The following is a 19,824-nucleotide window of genomic DNA, read 5'->3' on the forward strand; positions in this document are numbered from 1 at the left end:
TATGACTAGGCGATCGGCACTTTTTGAGCCGCAAGATTGAGCGTGCTACGTACTACTTCGCTCGCCTTTCGCTATCTCGCAACCGACAGCCCCCCCGATCACGACACCCTTCCCAACGTTCGCCGACGTTTCCTCGACGAGTTGGCCGACATCTTCCTTCAGGTGCTGGAGCTAGTAGAAAGCTGCCGATCAGACAGGACTCTTCGTTGGCATCGATCTAATGGGCGAGATAAAACGCCGGCAAGATCGATTGGTCGCCATGGCTGCGGCTAAGGCCAGGATCAAGATGCGCGCTTCGACCAGGATCAGCCCATCTATCAGGAAACTAGGCCAACGCGCGAGGAGTACGGCCAAAACCGGCAAGAAACCCGGCGGTAAGCCGCCCAACGCACCAGTGGAAGGGCCTACGGCGCACGACCAAATTAACCTCACCGACGAAGACTGGCGCCTCATGCGGGTGTCCGGCGGAGGCTTTGAACGGTGCTGAGGTGGATACCTGCACGCTACTCATAGTGGCGCAGAGCCTCACTCAAGAAGGCAACGACAAGCAACAAGTTGAGTGGAACTCATGGCGCTATCGGCCTCGTTAGGTCAGGTGTAGGCGCTACTCGGGGACTGAGGCGACAGCCGCGAAAGCAACATCGCCACCTGCGAAGTGCGCCGAACTCGAACCCTACCTGGTGGTGGCGCGCGAAGACCACCGCTCCGGCTGGCGGGCATGCTTCGCGGAACCGAAGCCGCTCGATGCCAAGGCCCAGCAACGCATGTCGCACAAGCTCACGACTTAGCGGGACGCCATCTCTATGCCGTACGCAAACAGACGTTGGAGCCGGTCTTCAGCATCATCAAATCAGTGATGGGTTTTCGTCAGTCTCTGCTAAGGGTCAAGGAAGAGGTGGGCGGGGAATGGAGCCTGGTCTGTCTGGACTGGAATTTGAATCGCATGGCCGCTATGCGCCAAAAATCCGTCCAAGACGGGTAAGAATGGACTAAATCAGATCGCACCCAGGAAGCGCAGGACATAAATGACTGTAAATACGTAAATACGTAAATACGTAAATACGTAAATACGTAAATAGCGAGGCAAATTGCTTGTCTTCGCTATTGATACCCCTCTCATGAGTTCAAGTCAGACAGGCTACTAGGAGATTGTCAATAACGGCTAGCGCCCGATACCAAACCGGCCTCGATCTTACCTACTAACCCTTGTATGGCCCCCAGATAGCGGCGAACCGCTTCTTCGATGGGCATCGCCTTAGCGATGTACACCAGATTCAAACAACCCATTACTCGCTGCTCATGCAGGATCGGCGCGGCAATTGCGGCAATTTTTCGTTCCTGCCCCCAATGAGCGTGGTTCTCCCCATAGCCTTTGTTCAAGGTATGCTCGACCAATCTCTCGATAAAGCGCTGGTCTCGGGCCAGCACCGATTGCTCGTCGTCCCGACTGACCATGATTTCGATCAATTCCTCACGCTCGGCGACTGGGCAAAAGGCGAAGTATGCCCTCCCCGTCGCCGTCATCAGTAACGGCAACCGCCGGCCCACCATCGAGCGATGGAACGACAGCCGACTGAAGCGGTGGGTAGTTTCGCGAATGACCATGGCGTCGCCGTCCAGCGTGCACAGGTCGGTGGGCCACGCGACCTGCTGCAGCAACTCACCGAGTAAGGGGGCTGCAATGGAAGAGATCCATTGTTCATCGCGAAATCCCTCACTCAGCTCGCGCACTTTTAACGTCAATCGATAACTGTCATCCGACTCACTACGCCGTACATAACCTTCAGACTGCAACGTCTCCAATAGCCTGCGCACGGTGGTGCGATGCAAGCCACTCTGCTCTGCCAGTTGCGCGGTACTGGCGCCGCCGTCGAAGCGGTTCAAGGCATTGATCAGTGTCAGACCGCGCATCAGACCCCGCACGGCTTTGTATTCGGTCTCGCTCATGGATAGACCCTTTATTGTCTTAAATCAACCACGTGCATCTAGTGCACCCTAACAAGGTTTGTCGTTGTCGAACAGCCATGTGATTTCCATACTGCGACTAACAATAAACTCAAAAGCGCTGTACGGAGATGACCATGAATTCCGCACCCACTTCCTCCGCTTTGGACCTGACTACCGACGTCGCCATTGTCGGTGCCGGCCCTGTCGGTTTGATGATTGCCAATTACCTGGGCCAATGTGGCGTGAGCGTCACCGTTGTGGAAAAGCTCGACAGCCTGATCGATTATCCCCGCGCCATTGGTCTGGACGATGAAAGCCTGCGTACTTTCCAGGCTGTCGGTCTGGCCGAAAGTGTCCTGCCGCATACCACGCCCTGGCACGCCATGCGTTTCCTGACATCCAAGGGTCGCTGCTTTGCCGACATACAGCCCAAGACCGATGAGTTCGGTTGGTCGCGGCGCAATGCTTTCATCCAGCCCCTGGCCGACCGTGTGCTGTTCGAAGGCTTGCAGCGTTTTGCCAACGTCAAGGTTCTGTTCAGCCGTGAGCTCGACAGCTTTGAACAAAGCGACAGCGCTGTGGTGCTCAACCTCAAGGATCAGAACGGCCGCAGCGAACGCTTGCATGCCCGGTATCTGATTGGTTGCGACGGCGGTAACAGCCTTGTGCGACGCAGCCTGAACATCAGTTTCGAGGGCAAGACAGCGCCGAATCAGTGGATCGTCGTAGACATTGCCAACGACCCATTGAGCACCCCCCATGTTTACCTTTGCTGCGACCCTGTGCGCCCTTACGTTTCCGCCGCCCTGCCCCACGCCGTACGTCGCTTCGAATTCATGGTCATGCCCGGCGAAACCGAAGCCGAGCTAAGCAAGCCCGAGAACATGCGCAAACTGCTGGCAAAAGTTCTGCCGAATCCGGACAACATCGAATTAATCCGTAGCCGCGTCTATACCCACAACGCCCGCCTGGCCGGTCGATTCCGTGAGGGCCGGGTTCTACTGGCTGGCGATGCGGCGCACATCATGCCCGTATGGCAGGGTCAAGGTTACAACAGCGGCATGCGCGACGCCTCTAACCTAGCCTGGAAGCTGTCGCTGGTCATCAAAGGCCTGGCGGCCGACAGCTTGCTCGACAGCTATGAATTGGAACGCCGTGATCACGCCAAGGCGATGATCGACCTATCGGTGATGGCCGGCCATGTGTTGGCACCACCCAAACGCTGGCAAGGCGTCTTGCGTGATGGCGTGTCGTGGGCGCTCAACTACCTACCGCCCGTCAAACGCTACTTCGTGGAGATGCGCTTCAAACCGATGCCGCAATACACCCAAGGCGCCTTGATCTTACCCAGCGAAAGACGCTCCCCCGTGGGCAAGATGTTCATTCAGCCTCGGGTACTGACCGAAGCAGGCGATACGGTATTGCTGGATGAAGTGATCGGCGAGCACTTCGCGATCATCGCCTGGGGCTGCGACCCGACCTGGGGCCTGACGGCTGCACAGATAGAACAATGGCAAGCTCTGGGCACACGCTTTATCCAGGTGTTGCCAGACGTTCAGCTCGAAGCCGCCAGTGACGTTAGCCAAGGTGTGATTCGCATCGGCGACAGCACCGGCCGTCTCAAGGAATGGTTCGCCCGTGGTTCGGCGTCCATAGCCCTGGTGCGCCCGGACCGCTTCCTTGCCGGGCTGGCCATTCCACAAACCGTCAGCCAAATCTGCGATCAATTGGCCCTGGCCATCAAGGCATTGCCGCAACCTGCCGCGGCGATCATTGCCAGCAAGGTGGCCTGAGATGAGCGCCTATCTGCACTGCTTGTCCCACACGCCGCTGGTGGGTTACGTCGACCCCACGCCTGACGTGCTGGCCGAAGTCGACGGCATGATCGCCGACGCCCGTGAGCGCATCGCCCGCTTAGATCCGGAGCTGATCGTGCTCTTCGGCCCCGACCACTACAACGGTTTTTTCTACGACGTAATGCCGGCCTTCTGCATCGGCATGGCAGCCCAAGCCATCGGCGACTTCGATACGGCCGCCGGTCCCTTGGACGTGCCCAAAGCGCTGGCCGAATCCTGCGCGCAGGCGGTCCTCAATGCGGGTGTCGACGCTGCCGTTTCCTATCGTATGCAGGTCGATCACGCGTTCGCCCAGCCGCTGGAATTGTTGCTTGGCGGTTTGCAAAGCTGCCCGGTGATTCCGGTGTTCATCAACTCAGTGGCCGTGCCTTTGCCCGGTTTCAAGCGTGCGCGCCTGCTCGGTGAAGCGATCGGCCGGTGGGCGCTGACGCTGAACAAGCGCGTGCTGTTTCTGGCCTCAGGCGGTTTATCCCACCAGCCTCCGGTTCCGGAACTGGCGCGGGTCGATGCGCGCATGGCCGATCGCCTGATGGGCAGCGGCCGCAACTTGCCTGCCGATGAACGCCAGGCGCGTCAGCAGCGTGTCATTCAGGCAGCCCTGGACTTCGTTGAAGACCAACACAGCCTGCACCCGCTCAACCCTACGTGGGACCGGCAGTTTCTTGACACCCTCGAACAGGGTCGACTGAGCGACCTCGATGCGCTGGGCAATGACGAGCTGTCGGCATTGGCCGGCAAGTCCACCCACGAAGTGAAAACCTGGGTCGCTGCCTTTGCTGCACTGTCCGCTTTCGGCCCCTATCAGACCGAGGGCCGCTACTACCGTCCGATTCCCGAATGGATCGCAGGCTTCGCCGCCCTTGGCGCCCAGCCGCTGAACAACAACCACTGAATCCGAGGAACTGTCATGACTGCCACTGCATTCACCGAAGCGTCCACCAGCCGTTTTGCCCGTATCAAGGAAGGTGAACTAGACCTGCAACTGCATTACAACGACGTGGGTCAAGGTGCCGACACCGTGGTCATGCTCCACGGGTCCGGACCCGGTGCAAGCGGTTGGGCCAACTTTCACCGCAACATCGAACCGCTGGTGAACGCCGGTTACCGCGTAATCCTCATGGACTGCCCAGGCTGGAGCAAAAGCGACCCGATCGTTTGTGACGGCTCGCGCTCGGACCTCAACGCCCAGGCCCTCAAGGGTTTGGTCGATGTGCTGGATCTGGACCGCGTGCACATCATCGGCAACTCCATGGGCGGCCACAGCACTGTAGCGTTTGCCCTCGCCTACCCGGAGCGCATCGGCAAACTGGTCTTGATGGGCGGCGGCACTGGTGGCCCTAGCGCCTTCGTCCCGCAGCCTACCGAAGGGATCAAGCTGATTGGCGCGCTGTACCGCGAGCCGACCATCGAAAACCTGAAGAAGATGATGAACGTCTTCGTTTTCGATGCCAGCAGCATGACCGACGAACTGTTCCAGACCCGCCTGGACAACATCCTCGCGCGCCGCGATCACCTGGAAAACTTCGTCAAGAGCAGCACCCTCAACCCCAAACAATTTCCGGATTTCAGCCACCGCCTGCACGAAATCAAGGCCCGGACCCTGATCGTCTGGGGCCGCGAAGACCGCTTCGTGCCCATGGACACCGGTCTGCGCCTGCTGGCCGGCCTGCCCGACGCACAGCTGCACGTATTCAACCGCTGCGGTCACTGGGCCCAGTGGGAACACGCCGAGACGTTCAACCGCATGGTCCTGGACTTCCTGACCCACTGATCACCGAGGCCAACATGAACCCTATTCAAAACACGTTGGAACAACTCGCTGCGGATCTGCGTCAGGCCGAAGCCCGCAACGAGGCCATTGCACCACTGCGCGAAGAGATCGGCGAAGACAACGCCGAGGCGGCTTACACCATTCAACGGCTCAACGTCGCCCACGGCGTGGCCAGCGGGCGGCGCGTGGTCGGACGCAAGATCGGCCTGACCAACCCCAAGGTGCAACAGCAACTGGGCGTCAATCAGCCGGACTTCGGCACCCTGTTCGCCGATATGTGCTACGGCGATAACGAAAGCGTGCCGGTAGGTCGCGTACTGCAACCGAAGATCGAGGCGGAAATCGCCTTGATCCTAGAACGCGATCTGCCCCGCGCCGACACCACTTTCACCGACGTGATGGCGGCCACCGGCTGGGTCGTCCCGGCACTGGAAATCGTGGGCAGTCGGGTCCAGGACTGGAACATCCGCTTCGTCGATACCGTTGCGGACAACGCCTCCAGTGGTTGCTTCGTATTGGGTGGCCCGGCTCGACGTATCGATGGACTTGAACTGCGCCAGGCCAGTATGCGCATGACCCGCAATGGTGAAGAGGTCTCCAGCGGCAGTGGCGCCGAATGCCTTGGTCATCCACTCAATGCGGCCGTCTGGCTGGCTTGCACCATGGCTCGCTTGGGCGATCCGCTGCGGGCGGGCGACATCATTCTCACCGGCGCACTCGGACCGATGGTGGCGGTAGCCGCCGGTGACCGTTTCGAAGCCGAGATCGAAGGCATCGGTCGGGTGGGTGTGGAGTTCACTACCGATTGATCGGCAACTTGCGTGCAATAGAGGTCATAACAATGAACAAACTCAAAGTCGCCATCGTCGGCTCCGGCAACATCGGCACCGACCTGATGATCAAGATCCTACGTAACGCCAAGCATCTACAAATGGCAGTCATGGTCGGCATCGACCCGGCCTCCGACGGTCTGGCGCGTGCACAACGCCTCGGTGTGGATACCACCCATGAAGGCGTTGAAGGCCTGACCCGCATGGACGTCTTCAAGGACATCGTGTTCGTCTTCGATGCCACCTCGGCGGGCGCCCATGTGAAGAACGACGCCTTCCTGCGCTCGATCAAACCCGGCATCCGCCTGATCGATCTGACACCCGCCGCCATCGGCCCGTACTGTGTGCCGGTGGTCAACCTCGAGCAAAACCTCGATCAGCTCAACGTCAACATGGTCACTTGCGGTGGCCAGGCAACCATCCCCATGGTCGCGGCCGTATCGCGAGTGACCAAGGTGCATTACGCCGAAATCGTCGCCTCGATCGCCAGTAAGTCCGCGGGTCCTGGCACCCGTGCCAACATCGACGAATTCACAGAAACCACCTCCAAGGCTATCGAAGTGATCGGCCTTGCGGCCAAGGGCAAGGCGATCATCGTGATGAATCCGGCCGAACCGCCGTTGATGATGCGCGACACGGTGTTTGTGCTGTCCGAAGCCGCCGATCAGGCGCTGGTCGAAGCCTCTATAGTGGAGATGGCAGCCGCCGTACAGGCTTATGTGCCGGGCTATCGCCTGAAGCAAAAAGTGCAGTTCGACGTCATCCCTGAAGACGCACCATTGAACATTCCAGGCTTTGGAAAATTTTCTGGCCTGAAGACCTCGGTGTTCCTCGAAGTCGAAGGCGCCGCCCATTACCTGCCGGCTTACGCCGGCAATCTCGACATCATGACCTCCGCTGCCTTGGCCACCGCCGAGCGCATGGCGCAGTCGATGCTGAACGTCTGAGGAGACCGACATGACTTTCAACCCCGGCAAAAAAATCTACATCTCCGACGTGACCCTGCGTGACGGCAGCCATGCCATTCGTCATCAGTATTCGATCCAGAACGTGCAAGACATTGCTCGAGCGCTGGATAAGGCCAAGGTCGACTCGATCGAAGTCGCTCACGGTGACGGTCTGCAAGGTTCAAGCTTCAACTATGGCTTTGCGGCGCACACCGATCTGGAGTGGATCGAAGCCGCGGCCGATGTGATCAGCCACGCCAAGATCACCACTTTATTGCTGCCTGGCATCGGCACCGTGCATGACCTGAAAGCGGCTTACAACGCCGGTGCCCGGGTGGTGCGCATCGCCACCCATTGCACCGAAGCGGATGTCTCGAAACAACACATCGAATACGCCCGTGAACTGGGCATGGACACCGTCGGCTTTTTGATGATGAGCCACATGATCCCGGCCGAGCATCTGGCGCTACAAGCCAAGCGGATGGAAAGCTACGGCGCGACCTGCGTGTACATGGCCGACTCCGGTGGGGCAATGAACATGCAGGACATCCGCGACCGCTTCCGTGCTTTCAAAGCTCTACTCAAACCGGAAACCGAAACTGGCATGCACGCTCACCACAACCTGAGCCTTGGTGTGGCCAACTCCATCACCGCCGTCGAGGAAGGTTGCGACCGTATCGACGCCAGCCTCGCCGGCATGGGTGCCGGGGCCGGTAACGCACCACTGGAAGTGTTCATCGCCGCGGCCGAGCGACTGGGCTGGAACCACGGAACCGACCTTTACACGCTGATGGACGCCGCCGATGACATCGTTCGTCCGCTGCAGGATCGTCCGGTTCGAGTCGACCGCGAGACGCTCGCGCTGGGTTATGCCGGCGTCTACTCAAGCTTCCTGCGCCACGCCGAAATCGCCGCGGCCAAGTACGGCCTCAAGACCCTAGACATCCTCGTCGAACTGGGCAAACGCCGAATGGTTGGTGGCCAGGAAGACATGATCGTCGATGTGGCGCTGGACCTACTTAAACGCTGACAGTGTGCAATATACCGGCTGGCCGCCCACTGTAGAGGTGAGCAGAACCTGTTTTGCACATTACAAAATAAAACGGGTACCACCATAACGCTAAACCTGTTAATCCGCCGCATATGCGGTGGAAAGCCAATATCCCTTACTCCGCAACAACTCGGCCGGACTGATCGGCGATAGTATCGTGAGCCTTTGGGATGACGTTCTGAAGAACAAACAGGAAGAAAAGCAACTCGAACACAACTTCCGCGTCTTCAAGCAGAACCGCCTCAAGGCGCACATCGAGCGGCATTTGGCCGATAGGGAGCTGACGATCGAACGTATCGCCAATGCCGAGCAGTACTCGGTACACAGCTTGCATCGCGCGTTCCTGGATGAACTCGGTTGCAGCATCAGCGAATACATCTGAGCACCAGGCACGAGATGCCATGGATGGTTGCCAAAATGCTCTGAAAGATTCGGTGGGCGCCTCACGGCAAGTTGGCGAGTTTCTGACGCGAATCAGCAATAGCATTCAGGATATTAATGAAATGAACCAACACCTTGCTTTGGCTGCGCAAGAGCAAAGTACTGTCGCGAAAACGGTGAACGGAAACATGATCACCATTCACCGACGGAGTCTCCAACCATTTCAATTACTTGGCTAACGGAACACGAATTCCGAACAAACAAAGTCAGTTACCGCACCACAGAGTAAGTTATTTTAAAGTGTAGCGACAAATAGATTATGGAGAGGAGCATCACAGAACGGACATTCCTCCTAAAACTAACCATGTGTAAAAATCCGAATACCAGAGATGCAGACTTGAACATTCATCACAACTTAAGGCACACCAATTTAAGTCAAGGGACAGTCGCAGCACGGAAGCCCAGGTAGTATAGGCCACTAGACGTACTTAGCGGATCTGCCCCTCAAATATGAGGCTGCTTCTATGTACGAACCCAATAGCTGCAACGCTTTAGCGAAGGTTTTTTATCGCCCCATTGAAGCTGCTATACGCTGGTGCAATCTCATGGATCATGAAACCCAAATACTTGAGTCTGCATCGGACGACCCTGCGCTGCTGTTGAGAAACTTTCCCCAATGGCCGTGTCTCTATGCAAATACCGAAAAAATTTTCGACGCTATCCTCCATGGTGAGCTCGCCTATGGCTGCTTCGGCGTTCCGGTTGCCATTGGCACTCCCGTCGATAGCAGCCAGCTAACCGTGCGCCATACTGAACTCAGACTTTGGATGGCACGCTACTACCCTGACCAGCGACCAAATTTTCTTTTCGAACAGCCCCACAAACAACAAGGAATTATCAGTATTGGCACATACTTGGCATTACAAGCTGATCGAGATTCCCTGCAATTGCAAATTAAAAAAATAGAAGCGTCTTATCAGCAACTAATCAATGAACTTGAGGCAATAGGAATAGAAAGGGAAAATATCCATCAATTGGTCCAGGCTAATAGTAAACTCAGTGACCGAAGTGAAATCGGCTACCTGAAAATCATCGGGGCATTGCTTGAACTCATTTTAGGGAGCTCCCCATCGGGTAAGCCTCACTCAGTATTCAATAGTCAATCTTCCATTGTCGACTCTATAACTGCACATTACAGCGGGGTTACAGGACTGAGCAAGCGCTCGCTGGACGAAAAATTTGCGGCTGGCAGACGTAGCCTTGCCCAGGCTAAAAGGTGAGGATTGCACTGCAATGGGTACGATTGCAATGCAATGACTCTCCCCCATTTCTGCTATTCAATTCAGGTCACCTTCCCACCATGCGCCAACCGGCGCCAGGAGTGACCAGCATGTCCAGCCAATCTTCATCCATCGTTGAAGCACCTCAACCTCAGGTCGAACGACACATCATGCGGCGTGACGAGGTGGAGCGCAAAACCGGCTTCAAGCGTGCGCACCTCTATAACCTGATGAAGGAAGGTAAATTCCCACAGGCTAAACGCATTGGATTGCGTGCAGTCGGCTGGGACTCGCTGGAGATCGAACGGTGGATCGTTGAGCGCCTGGGCCAGCAGGCCTGATGCCATGCGAGTGGTATCGGTGGTTTCCACCAAAGGTGGGGTAGGCAAAACCACAGTAGCCGCCAACCTGGGTGGTCTGCTGGCAGATGCTGGTCTACGCGTTCTGCTGCTCGATCTGGATAGCCAACCCACCCTTTCCAGCTACTACGCCTTGAGCCAGAAGGCTGATGCAGGTGCGTACGAGCTCATCGCACTCAACCTAACAACGCCTACCCAGATTATTTCCAGGGCAGTGATCACAGGACTCGATCTGATCCTCTCCAACGACGATCAAGGCCGACTGAGCACCTTGCTGCTGCATGCCCCTGATGGACGCTTACGACTGCGCCATTTACTCGACAATTTCCGTCTCAACTATGACCTGCTTTTGATCGACACTCAGGGCGCCCGTAGTGTGCTGTTGGAGATGGCCATCCTCGCCTCCGATCTCGCCCTCTCTCCCATCACCCCGGAAATGCTCGCCGCCCGCGAACTGCGCCGCGGTACCTTGAGGCTGATGAGTGAACTCGAGCCGTTCCGTCACCTGGGCATTCCACCGCCCCCTTTGCGATTGCTACTGAACCAGGCGAATACCATTCGAGTGGACACACGGATGATCATCCGTGGCCTGCGCGAGACCTTCGCTGGGGATAACACCATCTCAGTTCTAGACACCGTAGTTCCAGACCGAGTGGCTTATCTCAATGCCGCCTCCCTTGGCCTACCAGTCCACCGAATCGAGACGCATCGCTCACGTGAACGACGCTCGCCATCCGCGATGGAAACCATGCAAGCGCTGGCCATTGAGTTATTTCCCGAATGGCGCGAAGCGATCTCTACGGTGAGCAGATGCGCGGAGGTTCAATGAGAGGAATCACCAACTGGCATTTCTCACCCAGTCATTGGGTTTGTTCGATCTTGTAGCCAACAGTTTTTGGCAAGGAGTCTTTTGATGTTGGATCAACTGCCCATCATCGTTCAACCATCCATTCGCCTCCACCACCCACCTTGCGAGGAGTACTGCACCGTGGTCTTTCGCTTGCAGGGTGGGCGCTCGGCCATGGGGTGGTTCCTCACAGAACTTTCCCAACACTTCGAAGGTTCGGGCACTGCCGAGATCGTCAAGTTCGAGGTCGGTGACCATTTGCGTAACCGGCGTTAACTGAGGTTGTTACCAATGAAGAAGCTCAGTCAGGGGCAGATCACCGACAAGCTGAACCAGGAGCACTTCCCTCGAGGGCCTGAACTGGGGCAGTTGTCCGATCCACTTACTGACACGCCTATGCTGGTCACGCTGGAGCAGTTACGGCCCTACGAACACAACCCGCGCTTCATCCGTAATCCGCTGTATGACGATATCAAGGCCTCGATCCGGGAACGCGGGCTGGATCAACCACCGCCGATTACCCGCCGCTCGGGAGAAACTTATTTCATCATCCGCAACGGCGGCAATACGCGCTTGGCGATTCTCGGCGAGCTGTGGCAGGAAACCCGCGACGAACGCTTCTTTCGGATTCATTGCCTGTTCCGACCTTGGAGCAATGAAATCACCGCCCTACTCGGCCATCTGGCTGAAAGCGATCTGCACGGCCAACTCACCTTCATCGAACGGGCTCTGGCGGTAGCCAAGCTCAAAACCATGCTCGAAGCAGAGGGAGCGGTGCTCTCACAACGTGAGCTGGCACGACGCCTTGCCGCAGGAGGCTATCCAATTTCGCAGTCCCACATCAGCCGGATGCTGGACACCCTTGAACACCTACTACCCGCCATTCCACAAACCCTGTATGCCGGATTGGGCAAGCCCCAGGTCGAACGCCTGATCGCTCTGCGTAGCCAGGCAGAACGAACCTGGAACCGTTATCCAACAGACATCGTTGCGTTTACCGAGTTTTGGCTCGAAACCCTGGGTTACTTCGATGCCGACCCTGAGTCCTTCGATCTTGAGCAAATCCAGGATGAACTGCTCGAACGCATGAGCCGCTTACTCAGACAGTCCTACCGTATGTTGGCCCTAGAGCTGAGTGACACCCAACAGGTCATCTCGACGTCAGGCCCTGTCGTCACCACGCCCTCCGAGAACAGCCATCTGCCGAGAGTCAATAAAGCCGCGGCCGAACCTCCACCCTCCGAGTCCCGTCCCCAATCAACTGAGACCAGGGCCCAGACCGAAACAGCGCGAGAGGAACTGCTCACACCGCCAGAAACGAATGACGTATCAGCGGTCAGCCCTCCGTCGCGTGTTCAACAGATTCGCGAACAGATCGATCGCGAGATTTCAATCGAAGCAGCACCGAGAGTAGAGGCCTGCGCGATCGAAGACATCTGGACCATCGCACCCACACTGGACAGCCCCGAACAACTGCGTTCAGCCATCGCCGGGCTGGCGCGGGAAATGGCAGCCTATGCCGGACATCCCGAGAGCATCATCGATCAACAGCTTGGCTTGGGTTTTGCCCTAGATATGGAGCGGGTAGATCTTGCGACACCTAGCGCGACCGGTGTTAACCTGCTACTCCTGGCCCTGTTGCGCGCTCAAGACGAGGTGAACTGGGAGGATCGCAAGCAACTGCCCTCAGCCCTGTTCGGCCAGCTGTTGTTGGGGGTCTATCAACTTCCGCTGACAGATCGTCCCGCCGTGGATATGGGACTGGAACGACTGCCCGACAGCCTGTTAATCAAACTGTATCGCCTGATCCGCCTGGCCCGGCGTCTGATCGACTTAACGCTTACCCCTGAAGACGACTCACCGAAGGAGTTGCCATGAACCTGTCCTTCAATGTGCTCAACCAGGCCATGCTGACTCAGGTACTGCATGAGCTGCGCCTAGGTAATCTGCAACGCTGTAAGGCACTCGGACTGAGTGAAGACGACATCTACCTGTTGCAATCCTTACCGCCAACCACGCTGTCGCGCCTGGCCCATGCCACCGTCCCCTGGGTTGAGGTCAAGATTGACTCGCCGGTGCTGCACCGGTTGATTGAGCAAACCGAACGCGACGAGCAGAACGAGCGATTGATCAACCGGGCGCTCAAGCTCGGTGCCAGCAGCACCATCATGTATCAGTGCTTCGGCTTGGCGCATTCGGAAACCGCCCTGCGCCGACGTCTGCTCAAGATAGAAACCCGAAAGGGCCGCCCTCTGCATTTGAGCGAAGCGCAGGAACATGCGCTCTGGCAGCGATGGTGCCAATTACGCACGCAGCACGGTACCGAGGATCAGCTCGATGCCATGATGATGCTGGCCGAAGAACAGCAGATCAGCTTGACCATCGTCTGGCAGCAGATTGACCAGTACAGCTCCGAAACATGAACAGTGCCCCTTCCAGCCGCTGGCAGCGAGTCCTGCAGCAATGCGCCCAGCAGCTGAGTGAACGCTGGCCCGCACGCCCGACCACCGAACAACCTTCCAACCAAACTTTGCAGGCAGGCTTTCTGTTCAGTGGCCAAGCTCACGAAGTCGTGCCTCGTCGGCTGCTGTTGGATTTTCGGTTAACGCCGTTGGAGCGTAATGCCTGGCAAGTGTTTCGGCTCATGCTGCAAGACCAGGGCGTGGTCACACCGCGTTATGAGGATTTGCAGCCTTACCTATCAAGCGTGCCCTACGGGGCGTCCGCCTCCCGTGAAACCATTGCTCGCGTCTTGACCATGCTCAGGCTCACGCGCTGGCTCAGCTTGGTGAGTCGCGGACGCGATCAGCTCAGCGGGCGTCTTCAAGGTTCTCTGTACGTTCTGCACGATGAGCCGTTAACCCCCGCCGAAGCCATGGAGCTGGATCAAGACTACCTAGAACTGGTCGGACATTGCCTCAGTCATAACACCAAGTCTGTGCGTATTGTCGCAAAGCACATTTGGGAAGAAATCCGCCAAGACACGGATATCGATCAGGGTCGACTACCGACGCGGCTCGACAGCTGGGGCGAGCACTGGACGCAGCAAGGATTGGATCAAGCAACCGATGACGCTTTACACGATTCCGAACCGGGAGAAAATGCCCTAGTTCGGAATCGTGCAAGCCCTCGTTCGGATTCCGAACCGAGTCTGAACGCCAGTCTTTCCGGCACCGTTCGGAATCCGAACGCCGACTGTACTGTATTAAAAGAAAGTATTTGTACAGTACCGCGCGCGACCCCAGCGTTGGATAACCCGCGCTGGCCCGCTGCGCTGCACCTGAGTCCAAACGAGCGTCAGGCCGTCGCCGTCGCGCTGAACAAGCTCAAACCAGTGGATCGGCAGGCGGTGCTCAACGAAGCGGAGGCACGCTGTGTGGCCGGTGGAATCCGCAAGCCAGCGGCGTATCTGATGGGTCTGATCCAGCGTGCGCTGAAAGGTGACTTTCATCCTTGGGCAGGTCAGGCCAAACCGTCACCCATTGCAGAGCCGCCGGCACCAACTCCCTCGCGCCCCATTCGAAAACAGGGCGAACCCGCATCCGCCCTCGCCCAAGCGTGCCTGAATGAGCTGCGCCAACTGCGAGGCAAACGCGGTGGACGTCAGTAGATTTGATGCCACTGGCATCAAATCCATGGTGTTCCACTCTACGAACACATCGGACCAAACTGTGAAACTCTTAGGGAAAGCCGGTCCACCCTTCACTGACGTCTCCTTAGTTAGCCCTCTTAAACCAAACCGAACAGACCGCATTCAACTTTTCGGCTGTCCTTAACCCTCATCTGTCGCAACGTTTCCGTCCAAGCCTATGCGAGGACCACACCGTGGCCGATCACTATCAACTCAACCTAGGTTCATTGCGCAGCAGCATCACCCTGACCCTGCACACTCACCACGCCGCCCGTATCTGGCAAGGTCGAACCGCACGCGAAGGCGTCCACTCGATCATGGGTATGGCTGGCTACATCAGTGTCACCAACCTGATCAAACAAACCGCGGCCCAGGACGACCCCTATGCCGATTGGGCCATCGTGCAACTCGAAGAAAAGCTGATGCAGGCCAAAGCTGGGATGCTGGAATTGACCCAACAGCTGGATCGGATCAGACAGGATCTTCCAACACAGATCGACATGAGCGACAACCTCAATATTCATCCCGTCACTTTGCCGTTGTACATCGGCAGCCAGTTGGGTTTTCTAGCAGTCTACCTGCTGACCGATTACGACACTCTGGTGCGCCGAACTCTGTTGTCTCATCACACCGCCCTGATCGGCCGCGTCGACATGGAAGCCTGGATCGACGACGGTGCGCACCTCCTGCGCAGCCTATTCGGCCAGGCCCAGCGCTATCGGCATGCCGGCGTCACCCGCGTTGACATGGCGGCGAACAACGCCCGCGCCATTGCGGCCATCGAGAAGATGGGTTTGCCCCCGATGGACATCCTGGAGGGTCATCGCCGCTCCCAGTTCGCGCCGCCAATCACTCGCCGTGGTGCGGTGGCAGTGGATGACGCCGACGCGTTGGCAGAAGACGTGGGAGCGTCGTCTGCGACAGTGAATGAGCCGGAGGACGAAGCATGAATCCCATGATCCCGGCTCAACCAATGCCCTTCGATGCGTTAACACCAGATACCTATCGACAGCTCGAACACGCTGCCTCCCTAAAAGGCCTTTTGAAACCTTTTAAGGGTAAGGGGGAGTTGGAACAGCTGGCGCAGGTCGCGAGGGAAATCGAGGCGCAGTTATGTCACTTGATGGAGGCTGTGGTGCAGCAGGCCGGACAACCTCCTTACTCACTGCTGGATATCCGACTGGTACTACAGAACACCGGCGCAGGCAGCACCTTTTTGCGTTGGCGCACCCGTGACTTCGCCCGTATGGGGGTTGCGGTCTGGGAACGCCAGGTCTGCAACAACGCCCTGCCGCAGGCCGTACGCGAGAGATTGCACCGTTTCGAATGCGATCGCATTGCACTGAACCTGCAGATGAGCGTGGTGCATTCGCTCTACCGCCAGGCCATGACCTGCGCGATCAACATGGCCAGTGCCGAACGGCTGCTACGCCAATTCACACCCGCAGTGGAGGTATCACGATGAGTACTTTTTTCGTTGGCGAAGGCAATATCGGCAGTGCGCCAGAGTTCCAAGAATTTCCATCAGGTAATGACGAGCCGCGGCGCTTGCTACGGCTGAATGTGTACTTCGACAACCCCATCCCACGCGAGGGGAGCTATGAAGATCGAGGCGGTTATTGGGCGCCGGTTGAGCTCTGGCACCGTGAGGCTGAACACTGGAGCACGCTGTTCCAGAAAGGCATGCGTGTGTTGGTCGAAGGCCGTACGGTGCGCGATGAGTGGGAGGACAGCGAGGACAATGCGCGGGTGACCTTCAAGATCGAGGCCCGTCGAGTCGGTATTCTGCCTCACCGGGTACACGGCGTGCTCATGCGCGAGCGCTCCAGTGAACCGACGGCCTCTCAAAATACAGTGCCGACCAGTTCACCGGCGTCGAAATCCAAGAAACGCAGGGGACCGCCTACGTCTGACAGACAGACTCAGGCATAAAAATTGCGCCTTTGCGCGAAGTTGCTGACCCGTCATTACACGCTGCTCGTGAAGCTCCATACTGCCGGTCAGTTGCAATGGGCTAGCAGCCTCGACCATTCAAGGCTGCCCTCTCCGACTAATATGAGGAACCTGCCATTCAGGTTTCTCATATCTCGCCCCTGCTACTACGAATAACGCTGCTCCGAACTCAATCTGGAGCAGTTCTATGCGTCTCTTCCTCTGCGAGAAACCGTCCCAAGGTCGGGACATTGCCAAAGTACTCGGAGCCACCCGGCGCGGGGATGGTTGCCTGATCGGCGCCGACTCCATCGTCACCTGGTGTATCGGCCACTTGCTGGAGACCGCCCCACCTGAAGCTTATGATGCTCAGTACAAGTCCTGGTCGCTAGATCACCTACCGATCATTCCCGTGCAGTGGCGGGTCGAGGTCAAACCCAAGACTGCCGCGCAGTTCAAAATTATCAAGCGCCTGCTGAGTGATGCCCCAAGTGTAGTCATTGCGACCGACGCCGATCGAGAAGGTGAAATGATTGCCCGCGAATTGCTGGAGCTTTGCAGGTATCGAGGCCCCGTTCAGCGCCTCTGGTTGTCCGCCCTCAACGAGGCCTCCATTCGCAAAGCTCTGTCCTCGCTGAAGTCTGGCCACGAGACCTTCCCGCTGTATCACTCAGCCCTCTCCCGTAGCCGCGCCGACTGGCTGATCGGCATGAACCTCAGCCGTTTATTTACCCTTCTTGGTCGGCGGGCAGGCTACGGCGGCGTTTTGTCAGTGGGACGCGTCCAGACACCCACTTTACGTCTGGTGGTCGATCGGGATCGTGCGATTGCCAGTTTCGTCCCGGTACCTTACTGGAACGTTGAAGTGCATCTATCGTCGATGGGTCAGCAATTTATCGCATCGTGGTTACCGCCATCTTTAGGACGGGACGAGGCGGGTCGCTGCCTGCAGCAGGCGCTTGCCAGTCCGGCCGTCCAAGCGATCTCTATCAGTAAGACCGCCACAGTGCTCTCGCTGCAGACTGAGCACTCCCGCGAACCGCCGCCCCTGCCCTTCGACTTGAGCACACTGCAAGAAGTCTGCTCACGCAAGCTGGGACTCGGCGCTCAGGAAACCCTTAACATCGCCCAAACCCTGTATGAAACCCACAAAGCCACCACCTACCCCCGCAGCGATTGTCGCTATTTGCCGGAGAGTATGTTCAACGAGGCACCCACGGTACTCGATGCGCTGCTCAAAACGGATCCTGCACTCAGAACTGCATTTGGGAGCCTGGATCGATCATTACGCTCCCGCGTATGGAACGATACCAAGGTCACCGCGCACCACGGCATCATCCCCACAACCGAGCCGGCAAACCTGGTGCGGATGTCTGAACAAGAACGCCAAGTCTACGAACTGATTCGTAGCCACTACCTCGTGCAATTTCTGCCGCATCATGAGTTCGATCGAACCGAGGTAGAGCTGGAGTGCGGCGAAGAGCGTTTGATCGCTGTTGGCAAACAGATCCTGGTCCAGGGCTGGAAAGGCTTACTCTGCGAAAACACCGAGGAGGATGAGCCCAGTCACAGGTCCCAAGTCTTACCCGTCTTGCAACAGGGCACGCAGTGCGCAGTAAGCGACGTCGAACTCAAGTCTATGTACACAACAGCTCCCAAACCGCTGACCGAGGGCGATCTGATCAAGGCCATGAAAAATGTGGCCAAGCTGGTCAACGACCCACGCCTGAAACAGAAACTTCGGGACACTACCGGTATCGGTACTGAAGCCACACGAGCCGGCATTATCAAAGGATTGATTGATCGCGGTTATTTGCTGAAGAAAAAACACGCGTTAATGGCCTCCGCCGCGGCCCATACCCTGATCGAGGCGGTACCGGCAGCAGTCGCAGATCCGGGTATGACCGCAATCTGGGAACAGGCGCTGGACGAAATCGAAGCGGGACGCGTGACCCTGGAGGAGTTCGTTGCCAAGCAGGCGAACTGGATTGCGCAGTTGGTCGCACACTACCGCTCGCTCACTTTGGCAATAGCGGTCGAGATAAGCCCGGGCTGCCCCAAGTGCAACGCGTCAATGCTCAGGCGAAAGGGAAAATCAGGACCGTTCTGGTCATGCTCCCACTACCCGGATTGCAAGGGCACTGTGTCAATCAGTAAAGCGACGCGTCGCTCATGATGTGCCATGAGACGATCATCATGAGAACGGTGAGTTCTCTGCCTTGACGTCGTCCCACCCTCTCTGCTGTAGTGCCTCAGGATCATCGCCAACGGCGACCCAAGACCGATTTGCTCCGGGTAGCTCGGTCGGACTCCTAGAGTTCGGAGCCTTCTTTTCTGCGGAATTTACTTCCCGTTTTATGCTCGACCTGATCGTGGTGGCGGATGACCGCTGTTGCCTCAACCCGGCAATAGCGGTCATCCGCTTCGGCGATCATATTCAGCCCCGGAGCCCGCCGGGGAAACACCGGGCACCTTTTGTGCGCGGATGCGTGCCAGCAGGTTCCGACCCAGGCCACGACAAGGGTCGGTTGGCGAATCATGGCGCAGTTCAAGCAAGTGTTGCGAGGAGCTTGTGACTGCGTAAGACCGTCAAAGGTGGCTTTTCTGTTCCCCGCCTGGCGCCTCGTCAGGCCTACTCTTCATTTTTTTCATTCCAGTGACTGCTACCGTATTCTAGGCGTAAAAAATCGGGTGGCAGCGCCTTGACGCTCCCCTGTGACAGGCTTATATAAAGGGCGTGGTTCGCTGTCGTTGACAGCCCAGCCCAGGTAGCCAGAACCTTCAAGGCTACGCCACGTTCGTGGTGGTTTACCTCAGTGCGATCAGCGTTCGGAAGCTCGCACGGTTACCGCTTCAGCGGTGATGAATGCCTACTACCCCATGCCTGTGGCTTACCACTGCGGACATTTCTCTGCTGCGGCAGTATTCCCCCAAACGCATCGTTCTGATCTCCATCGCTTGCCGGTGGCGAGTCGTTCATCGCTCGACTTCA

The 19,824-nt window shown here is 57.6% G+C and carries 20 protein-coding genes and 1 pseudogene; 19 read left to right on the forward strand and 2 right to left on the reverse strand.

What is annotated here, in order from left to right:
- Positions 1 to 718: 718 nt before the first annotated feature.
- Entirely contained in the window at positions 719 to 982 is a 264-nt protein-coding gene (locus V3W39_RS33700) for a transposase (RefSeq protein WP_442968386.1), read from the forward strand.
- Between the two features lie 170 nt (positions 983 to 1,152).
- Here V3W39_RS33700 and V3W39_RS01075 read toward each other — a convergent pair whose 3' ends face one another.
- Entirely contained in the window at positions 1,153 to 1,947 is a 795-nt protein-coding gene (locus V3W39_RS01075) for a DNA-binding transcriptional regulator (protein WP_330212016.1), read from the reverse strand.
- Positions 1,948 to 2,081: 134 nt separating this feature from the next.
- On the opposite strand from V3W39_RS01075, the gene V3W39_RS01080 reads away from it, so the two are divergent.
- The 18 genes and pseudogenes from V3W39_RS01080 (at position 2,082) to V3W39_RS01165 (ending at position 19,008) form a co-directional block, all read left to right on the forward strand.
- A complete protein-coding gene (locus V3W39_RS01080; protein ID WP_330212017.1) occupies positions 2,082 to 3,740 on the forward strand; it encodes a bifunctional 3-(3-hydroxy-phenyl)propionate/3-hydroxycinnamic acid hydroxylase in 1,659 nt (552 codons plus the stop codon).
- A 1-nt stretch (position 3,741) separates the two neighbouring features.
- On the forward strand, positions 3,742 to 4,695 hold the full coding sequence (mhpB, locus tag V3W39_RS01085; RefSeq protein ID WP_330212018.1) for a 3-carboxyethylcatechol 2,3-dioxygenase: 954 nt from the start codon (positions 3,742 to 3,744) through the stop codon (positions 4,693 to 4,695).
- Positions 4,696 to 4,710: 15 nt separating this feature from the next.
- Complete coding sequence (locus tag V3W39_RS01090) at positions 4,711 to 5,574, forward strand: alpha/beta fold hydrolase (protein WP_330212019.1); 864 nt, start codon at positions 4,711 to 4,713, stop codon at positions 5,572 to 5,574.
- A gap of 14 nt (positions 5,575 to 5,588) precedes the next feature.
- Positions 5,589 to 6,383, forward strand: coding sequence for a 2-keto-4-pentenoate hydratase (gene mhpD, locus V3W39_RS01095; RefSeq protein ID WP_330212020.1), 795 nt, complete (start codon positions 5,589 to 5,591; stop codon positions 6,381 to 6,383).
- A 32-nt stretch (positions 6,384 to 6,415) separates the two neighbouring features.
- Complete coding sequence (locus V3W39_RS01100; RefSeq protein ID WP_330212021.1) at positions 6,416 to 7,351, forward strand: acetaldehyde dehydrogenase (acetylating); 936 nt, start codon at positions 6,416 to 6,418, stop codon at positions 7,349 to 7,351.
- A 10-nt stretch (positions 7,352 to 7,361) separates the two neighbouring features.
- A complete protein-coding gene (gene dmpG / locus V3W39_RS01105; protein WP_330212022.1) occupies positions 7,362 to 8,381 on the forward strand; it encodes a 4-hydroxy-2-oxovalerate aldolase in 1,020 nt (339 codons plus the stop codon).
- A 124-nt stretch (positions 8,382 to 8,505) separates the two neighbouring features.
- Positions 8,506 to 8,781 (forward strand): annotated as a pseudogene (locus tag V3W39_RS01110) (helix-turn-helix domain-containing protein); the annotation flags it as partial.
- Between the two features lie 526 nt (positions 8,782 to 9,307).
- Positions 9,308 to 10,063, forward strand: a complete 756-nt coding sequence (locus V3W39_RS01115) for a hypothetical protein (protein WP_330212023.1) — start codon at positions 9,308 to 9,310, stop codon at positions 10,061 to 10,063.
- Positions 10,064 to 10,173: 110 nt separating this feature from the next.
- Positions 10,174 to 10,404, forward strand: a complete 231-nt coding sequence (locus V3W39_RS01120) for an AlpA family phage regulatory protein (RefSeq protein WP_330212024.1) — start codon at positions 10,174 to 10,176, stop codon at positions 10,402 to 10,404.
- Positions 10,405 to 10,408: 4 nt separating this feature from the next.
- A complete protein-coding gene (locus V3W39_RS01125) occupies positions 10,409 to 11,251 on the forward strand; it encodes a ParA family protein (protein WP_330212025.1) in 843 nt (280 codons plus the stop codon).
- A gap of 84 nt (positions 11,252 to 11,335) precedes the next feature.
- Positions 11,336 to 11,545, forward strand: coding sequence for a hypothetical protein (locus V3W39_RS01130; protein ID WP_330212026.1), 210 nt, complete (start codon positions 11,336 to 11,338; stop codon positions 11,543 to 11,545).
- A gap of 15 nt (positions 11,546 to 11,560) precedes the next feature.
- On the forward strand, positions 11,561 to 13,147 hold the full coding sequence (locus V3W39_RS01135) for a ParB family protein (protein ID WP_330212027.1): 1,587 nt from the start codon (positions 11,561 to 11,563) through the stop codon (positions 13,145 to 13,147).
- A complete protein-coding gene (locus V3W39_RS01140) occupies positions 13,144 to 13,692 on the forward strand; it encodes a DUF2857 domain-containing protein (RefSeq protein ID WP_330212028.1) in 549 nt (182 codons plus the stop codon). The genes V3W39_RS01135 and V3W39_RS01140 overlap by 4 nt, the downstream gene beginning before the upstream one ends.
- Positions 13,689 to 14,879 carry an STY4528 family pathogenicity island replication protein gene (locus V3W39_RS01145; protein WP_330212029.1) on the forward strand — a complete coding sequence of 397 codons (1,191 nt, stop codon included), beginning with the start codon at positions 13,689 to 13,691 and terminating at the stop codon, positions 14,877 to 14,879. Before V3W39_RS01140 ends, V3W39_RS01145 begins: the two co-directional genes overlap by 4 nt.
- A 215-nt stretch (positions 14,880 to 15,094) precedes the next feature.
- A complete protein-coding gene (locus V3W39_RS01150) occupies positions 15,095 to 15,850 on the forward strand; it encodes a PFL_4669 family integrating conjugative element protein (RefSeq protein ID WP_330212030.1) in 756 nt (251 codons plus the stop codon).
- Complete coding sequence (locus V3W39_RS01155) at positions 15,847 to 16,365, forward strand: DUF3158 family protein (RefSeq protein ID WP_330212031.1); 519 nt, start codon at positions 15,847 to 15,849, stop codon at positions 16,363 to 16,365. Before V3W39_RS01150 ends, V3W39_RS01155 begins: the two co-directional genes overlap by 4 nt.
- Positions 16,362 to 16,832, forward strand: a complete 471-nt coding sequence (locus V3W39_RS01160) for a single-stranded DNA-binding protein (protein ID WP_330212032.1) — start codon at positions 16,362 to 16,364, stop codon at positions 16,830 to 16,832. The genes V3W39_RS01155 and V3W39_RS01160 overlap by 4 nt, the downstream gene beginning before the upstream one ends.
- Positions 16,833 to 17,040: 208 nt before the next feature.
- Positions 17,041 to 19,008 (forward strand): DNA topoisomerase III, encoded by a 1,968-nt coding sequence (locus V3W39_RS01165; RefSeq protein ID WP_330212033.1) that lies wholly within the window; start codon positions 17,041 to 17,043, stop codon positions 19,006 to 19,008.
- 136 nt (positions 19,009 to 19,144) lie between these two features.
- On the opposite strand, the gene V3W39_RS01170 is transcribed toward V3W39_RS01165, so the two are convergent.
- Entirely contained in the window at positions 19,145 to 19,267 is a 123-nt protein-coding gene (locus tag V3W39_RS01170; RefSeq protein WP_330212034.1) for a hypothetical protein, read from the reverse strand.
- Positions 19,268 to 19,824: the final 557 nt, after the last annotated feature.

This window comes from Pseudomonas sp. Z18(2022), assembly GCF_036346535.1.
Taxonomy (GTDB): domain Bacteria; phylum Pseudomonadota; class Gammaproteobacteria; order Pseudomonadales; family Pseudomonadaceae; genus Aquipseudomonas; species Aquipseudomonas yamanorum_A.

What these genes read in the sequence shown, in the direction of transcription:
- V3W39_RS01170 (WP_330212034.1), bottom strand. Translation starts at nt 19,267, where the DNA reads ATGATCGCCGAAGCGGATGACCGCTATTGCCGGGTTGAGGCAACAGCG.
- V3W39_RS01125 (WP_330212025.1), top strand. Translation starts at nt 10,409, where the DNA reads ATGCGAGTGGTATCGGTGGTTTCCACCAAAGGTGGGGTAGGCAAAACC.
- V3W39_RS01090 (WP_330212019.1), top strand. Translation starts at nt 4,711, where the DNA reads ATGACTGCCACTGCATTCACCGAAGCGTCCACCAGCCGTTTTGCCCGT.
- V3W39_RS01160 (WP_330212032.1), top strand. Translation starts at nt 16,362, where the DNA reads ATGAGTACTTTTTTCGTTGGCGAAGGCAATATCGGCAGTGCGCCAGAG.
- V3W39_RS33700 (WP_442968386.1), top strand. Translation starts at nt 719, where the DNA reads ATGCTTCGCGGAACCGAAGCCGCTCGATGCCAAGGCCCAGCAACGCAT.
- V3W39_RS01165 (WP_330212033.1), top strand. Translation starts at nt 17,041, where the DNA reads ATGCGTCTCTTCCTCTGCGAGAAACCGTCCCAAGGTCGGGACATTGCC.
- V3W39_RS01145 (WP_330212029.1), top strand. Translation starts at nt 13,689, where the DNA reads ATGAACAGTGCCCCTTCCAGCCGCTGGCAGCGAGTCCTGCAGCAATGC.
- V3W39_RS01135 (WP_330212027.1), top strand. Translation starts at nt 11,561, where the DNA reads ATGAAGAAGCTCAGTCAGGGGCAGATCACCGACAAGCTGAACCAGGAG.
- V3W39_RS01080 (WP_330212017.1), top strand. Translation starts at nt 2,082, where the DNA reads ATGAATTCCGCACCCACTTCCTCCGCTTTGGACCTGACTACCGACGTC.
- V3W39_RS01155 (WP_330212031.1), top strand. Translation starts at nt 15,847, where the DNA reads ATGAATCCCATGATCCCGGCTCAACCAATGCCCTTCGATGCGTTAACA.
- dmpG (WP_330212022.1), top strand. Translation starts at nt 7,362, where the DNA reads ATGACTTTCAACCCCGGCAAAAAAATCTACATCTCCGACGTGACCCTG.
- V3W39_RS01130 (WP_330212026.1), top strand. Translation starts at nt 11,336, where the DNA reads ATGTTGGATCAACTGCCCATCATCGTTCAACCATCCATTCGCCTCCAC.
- V3W39_RS01075 (WP_330212016.1), bottom strand. Translation starts at nt 1,947, where the DNA reads ATGAGCGAGACCGAATACAAAGCCGTGCGGGGTCTGATGCGCGGTCTG.
- mhpB (WP_330212018.1), top strand. Translation starts at nt 3,742, where the DNA reads ATGAGCGCCTATCTGCACTGCTTGTCCCACACGCCGCTGGTGGGTTAC.
- V3W39_RS01100 (WP_330212021.1), top strand. Translation starts at nt 6,416, where the DNA reads ATGAACAAACTCAAAGTCGCCATCGTCGGCTCCGGCAACATCGGCACC.
- V3W39_RS01140 (WP_330212028.1), top strand. Translation starts at nt 13,144, where the DNA reads ATGAACCTGTCCTTCAATGTGCTCAACCAGGCCATGCTGACTCAGGTA.
- V3W39_RS01120 (WP_330212024.1), top strand. Translation starts at nt 10,174, where the DNA reads ATGTCCAGCCAATCTTCATCCATCGTTGAAGCACCTCAACCTCAGGTC.
- mhpD (WP_330212020.1), top strand. Translation starts at nt 5,589, where the DNA reads ATGAACCCTATTCAAAACACGTTGGAACAACTCGCTGCGGATCTGCGT.
- V3W39_RS01115 (WP_330212023.1), top strand. Translation starts at nt 9,308, where the DNA reads ATGTACGAACCCAATAGCTGCAACGCTTTAGCGAAGGTTTTTTATCGC.